Raw genomic sequence first — 4160 nt, 5'->3', positions numbered from 1 at the left:
TACCAAAGGCGATGTACGCATGGGCCGTGACGTCAGACCAGGAAGGCTTGTGGCGCCGATTCCACCTATAGCTGCGTGGGTAGATGAGCGCGAGGTGGTCGGTCAGGAACGGTTCTTCACGAACGAACGGTGATTCTGACGGCGGGACGCTGAGCGCGAGATCTGCTTCGCCGCTCGCGACCAAATCGACGATTTCGCCGCCCGCGCTGTCGCGCAAGACGACGGTCACGTTCGGGTGTCGTTCCGAGAATGCCCCGATTACGCGGGGAAGCCAGAGCGACGCGAGGACCGGCGAGCACGCAAATCTCACTCGTCCCCTGCTACGGGCGGCAAGCCCGCGGAATTCGCTGACGGCGCTTCCGAGGTCTTGGATGACCCGGGTCGCCGTGGGGCGCAGCTCTTCGCCTGCCTCCGTCAGTTGAACCGAACGCGTGGTCCGGTCGAACAACTTGAGCCCCAGCTCGGCCTCGAGTTCTCGCACCAGCAGGCTTACGGCCGATTGCGACAGGTTCAGGACGGCCGCGGCTTCCGTAAAGCTATGCGTCTCTGCAACACAGACGAAGGCGCGCAATTGCTTGAGGGAAAGGTTGCCGAGCTCGGAATAGAAGTTATTCGTTATTCATTGGCGAACCTATTTAATTAATGAGAATAACTCGCTTGGATGATAAATCAGGGCGAGTTACTGTCCATCCCAAAGAAAACAACATGGGAGACGGGGATGGAAGCGCGAGTCACAAGTAAACCTGGTGCCGGCCGATTGATTCGTTGGCTGGGTGTGGGTCTATTCGGTGGGTGGGCGTTATCGCCGGCAGTCGCATCGGCTGCGGGCTATCCCGCCCACATGGTCAAGATCATTAGCCCCGCTTCCGCCGGGACGACCGGCGATCAGATGGCGCGCTTGCTGGCTTCCAAGTTGTCGCCGCGTTGGGGGGTGCCGGTCGTGGTCGACAACAAAGTCGGTGCCGGAGGCGCGATCGGCTTCGATGCCGTGGCCAAGGCGCCTGCCGATGGCTATACGTTGCTGATGTCGATCACCGCCTTCAGCACCCTTGCCGCGGTGCGTTCCAAGTTGCCCTATGACCCGGCCAGTGCTTTTGTCCCCGTTGCGTTAGTCGGCAAGAGTCCGCTGGTCTTGGTCGTCAGCAATGACGTTCCCGCGCATAGCGTGGACGAGTTCCTCGCGCACGTGAAGAAACAAGCGGCAGGCAAGCTCAACTATGCCTCGCCTGGAATAGGCAGCGTGCATCATCTCACGATGGAGCTGTTCCAGCAGGAAACCGGCGTTTCGATGACGCACGTGCCCTACAAGGCCACCAGCGGCGTGCTCAACGACCTGGCTTCGGGCCAAGTCCAGGCCAGTTTCGTGGTACTGCAGACAGCGGCATCGTTGGTCCAGGCCGGCAAGATGCGCATGTTGGCCGCGGTGTCGGATCGCAGGCTGAGCCAGTTTCCCCAGGTGCCGACGCTCAGCGAACTGGGCCTGAAGCGGATGGAGTTCGAAACTTGGGTCGGGCTGCATGCGCCAGCAGGCACCTCGCGGGAAGTCATCGAGCGGGTCAATCGCGATATCAACGATTTGCTTCGGACGGCCGACGTCAAGGCAGGGTTCGAACAAATGGGCGTGACCGCCGTAGGCGGCAGTCCGGAAGTCTTGGACGACTGGGTTCGCCGGGAAATCCAGACCTGGCGCCAGGTCGCGTCCCAAGCCGGTTTGTCGGCCGATTGAGATTGAACGGTTTTCCACCCACTACATACGTCATGGTCACTCAAGCACAGAACGCAAAATTGGTCCGGACCGGACCAGGTACGCCCATGGGCAACCTGTTCCGCCGCTATTGGATTCCCGCTTTCTTGTCCGAAGAAGTACCCACTCCCGATTGCCCGCCAGTCCGCGTCAAGCTCCTCTCCGAAGATCTCTTGGCCTTTCGCGACTCGGAGGGGCGCGTTGGGCTCGTCGATGAGTTTTGCCCCCATCGCCGCGTCTCGCTTTGGTTCGGCCGAAACGAAATGGGGGGCATCCGTTGCGCCTACCACGGTTGGAAGTTCTCCGCCTCGGGCGAATGCCTGGAAGTTCCGTCGGAAGAGGCGAGCGGCACATTCAAGAAGAGCGTAAGGCTTCTGTCTTATCCGTGCATCGAGCAGGGCGGGGTCGTGTGGACTTACATGGGGCCGCCAGAGCTCAAGCCGCCGTTTCCCGAATTCGAGTGGATGCAAGTGCCGGCCTCCCACCGCTACGTGTGCAAGCGGATCCAGGAGAGCAATTACCTTCAGGCGATGGAGGGAGGCATCGATTCGAGCCATGTGTCCTTCCTGCACAGCGGGGAATTGCACACCGACCCCCTGCACAAGGGCACCCAGGGCGCCCAGTATCAGCGCGACGCTACGCCGCAATTTGAAGTCATGGAGTCAGCCGGCGGGTTGTTGATCGGTGCGCGTAGGCGCGCAGACGGCGGCAAGAGTTACTGGCGGATTACGCAGTGGATCATGCCTTGGTACACGATGATTCCGCCCTACGGTGACCACGCGCTTCATGGCCATGCGTGGGTGCCCATGGATGATGAGAATTGCTACGTGTGGAGCATGACCCATCACCCGTCCCGTCCGCTCAGCACGGACGAGCGCGCCGCCATGGAAAGCGGACAAGGCATTTATGCCGAGTTGATCCCAGGCACTTACCGGACGGTCGCCAACAAGCGCAATGACTATCTGATCGACCGCGAGGCGCAGAAAAAGGGAATCTATTACAGCGGCGTGAAGGGGATCGCGATGCAAGATGCATCGCTGCAAGAGAGCATGGGGCCTATCGTAGACCGGTCCTTGGAGCGCCTGGCGAGCACGGATATCGCCATTGTCAAGGCCCGCCGGCGCTTATTGGCTGCCGCAGACGCCGTGGCGGACGGCACGCAGCCTCCCGGCCTGGATCCCGCGACCCATCGGGTGCGTTCGGCGTCCTTCGTCCTGCCCCCCGAAGTGCCATTGGCCGACGTGGTGGAGGAGGTGACCGCGGTAGTCGAAGGTGCCCATACATCCATCTAGGAACGCCATGTCCACAAGTATGACTTCGTCCATACGGGCCGCCGTGGCTCTCGACGGGCTGCGAACCGAAGTGCGCGCCTTTGCACGCCCCGAAATTCCGGTCGATGGCGGTCTGTTGAAAGTCGAGATGACGGGAATATGCGGAAGCGATTGGCCATACTTCGTCAACTACCCTCGGAGTAAGGGGCCCTTGATCCTGGGCCATGAAACCGTGGGGAGGATCGAGGCGCTCGGCCGCTCCGCTGCAACCAGATGGGGATTAAAGGAGGGAGATCGCGTCGCCCTGGAGGAGTATCTTCCTTGTGGTCATTGCGATTATTGCCGCAGCGGCGACTTTCGATTATGCGACGCCACCGACTCCCTGCTGGGCAACGGCGTTCGCTATGGGTCGACGCCCATCTCGGTCGCTCCTTCGTTATGGGGGGCTATGGGGAGTACCAGTTCTTGCATCCCAGCTCGGTGTTCCACCGGGTGCCGGAATCGGTCTCCCCGACGCTAGCCACGCTGGCCCTTCCGTTGGGCAATGGGTTCGAATGGGCGCATTTCCAGGGCCGGGCGACCGTGGGACAAGCGGTGCTCATCCAGGGGCCTGGCCAGCAGGGGTTGGCGTGCGTGGTCGCCGCCCGCGAAGCGGGGGCGAGCTGCATCATCGTGACGGGCTTGTCGGCGGACCGCCACAGGCTGGAGTTGGCGCGCGAACTGGGAGCCCACCACACCATCGATATCGAGAAGGAAGATCTCTTAGAGACCGTCGCCGACCTGACTGGCGGGCTGATGGCCGACTTGGTCATCGACTGCGCCTCCGGGGGGCCGGCCACCATCGTCGCCGCAGTCCAACTGGCTCGCAAGCATGGAACCATCCTGCTGGGGGGGCGCAAAGGTGAGCCGGTGCCGAAATTCGACAGCGATATCCTGTTCAAGAAATGCCTGACTCTGAAGGGGGTGCGTGGGCATAGCTACCAGGCCGTGGAGCTGGGGCTTGCGACCATTGCGTCGGGGCGCTACCCGTTGCACAAACTCTGCACCCACGTTTTCGGCCTCGACCAGGTCGACGCCGCGTTGCACACCGTGGGGGGCCAGGCGGGGCGGGCGGCGATTCATTGTTGCGTAGACCCCTGGCGCAC

Annotated in this window: 5 protein-coding genes; 4 read left to right on the top strand and 1 reads right to left on the bottom strand. The window is 61.9% G+C overall.

Features of this window, described 5'->3' with window-relative positions; all coding sequences use genetic code 11:
• On the bottom strand, window positions 1-571 hold a 571-nt coding region (locus tag IRZ12_RS16015; RefSeq protein WP_296470553.1), incomplete at its 3' end, for a LysR family transcriptional regulator.
• A 270-nt stretch (window positions 572-841) separates the two neighbouring features.
• Here IRZ12_RS16015 and IRZ12_RS16010 point away from each other — a divergent pair.
• From IRZ12_RS16010 to IRZ12_RS15995, 4 genes are all read left to right on the top strand, one after another.
• Window positions 842-1726 carry a tripartite tricarboxylate transporter substrate binding protein gene (locus tag IRZ12_RS16010; RefSeq protein WP_296470550.1) on the top strand — a complete coding sequence of 295 codons (885 nt, stop codon included), beginning with the start codon at window positions 842-844 and terminating at the stop codon, window positions 1724-1726.
• Window positions 1727-1812: 86 nt separating this feature from the next.
• A complete protein-coding gene (locus tag IRZ12_RS16005; protein ID WP_296470547.1) occupies window positions 1813-3036 on the top strand; it encodes a Rieske 2Fe-2S domain-containing protein in 1224 nt (407 codons plus the stop codon).
• A gap of 7 nt (window positions 3037-3043) precedes the next feature.
• Window positions 3044-3535 carry an alcohol dehydrogenase catalytic domain-containing protein gene (locus IRZ12_RS16000; RefSeq protein ID WP_367181598.1) on the top strand — a complete coding sequence of 164 codons (492 nt, stop codon included), beginning with the start codon at window positions 3044-3046 and terminating at the stop codon, window positions 3533-3535.
• On the top strand, window positions 3481-4160 hold a 680-nt coding region (locus IRZ12_RS15995; protein WP_296470545.1), incomplete at its 3' end, for a zinc-binding dehydrogenase. The genes IRZ12_RS16000 and IRZ12_RS15995, both read left to right, overlap by 55 nt.

The sequence above is a fragment of the Pigmentiphaga sp. genome, from assembly GCF_019689535.1.
In the GTDB taxonomy this organism is placed as follows: domain Bacteria; phylum Pseudomonadota; class Gammaproteobacteria; order Burkholderiales; family Burkholderiaceae_B; genus Pigmentiphaga.
The sequence above is the reverse complement of the archived record's forward strand: the minus strand, read 5'-3'. Positions and strand labels throughout refer to the sequence as shown.

Coding starts and splice junctions, on each gene's coding strand:
- IRZ12_RS16010 (WP_296470550.1), top strand. CDS start 842: ATGGTCAAGATCATTAGCCCCGCTTCCGCCGGGACGACCGGCGATCAG.
- IRZ12_RS16005 (WP_296470547.1), top strand. CDS start 1,813: ATGGGCAACCTGTTCCGCCGCTATTGGATTCCCGCTTTCTTGTCCGAA.
- IRZ12_RS16000 (WP_367181598.1), top strand. CDS start 3,044: ATGTCCACAAGTATGACTTCGTCCATACGGGCCGCCGTGGCTCTCGAC.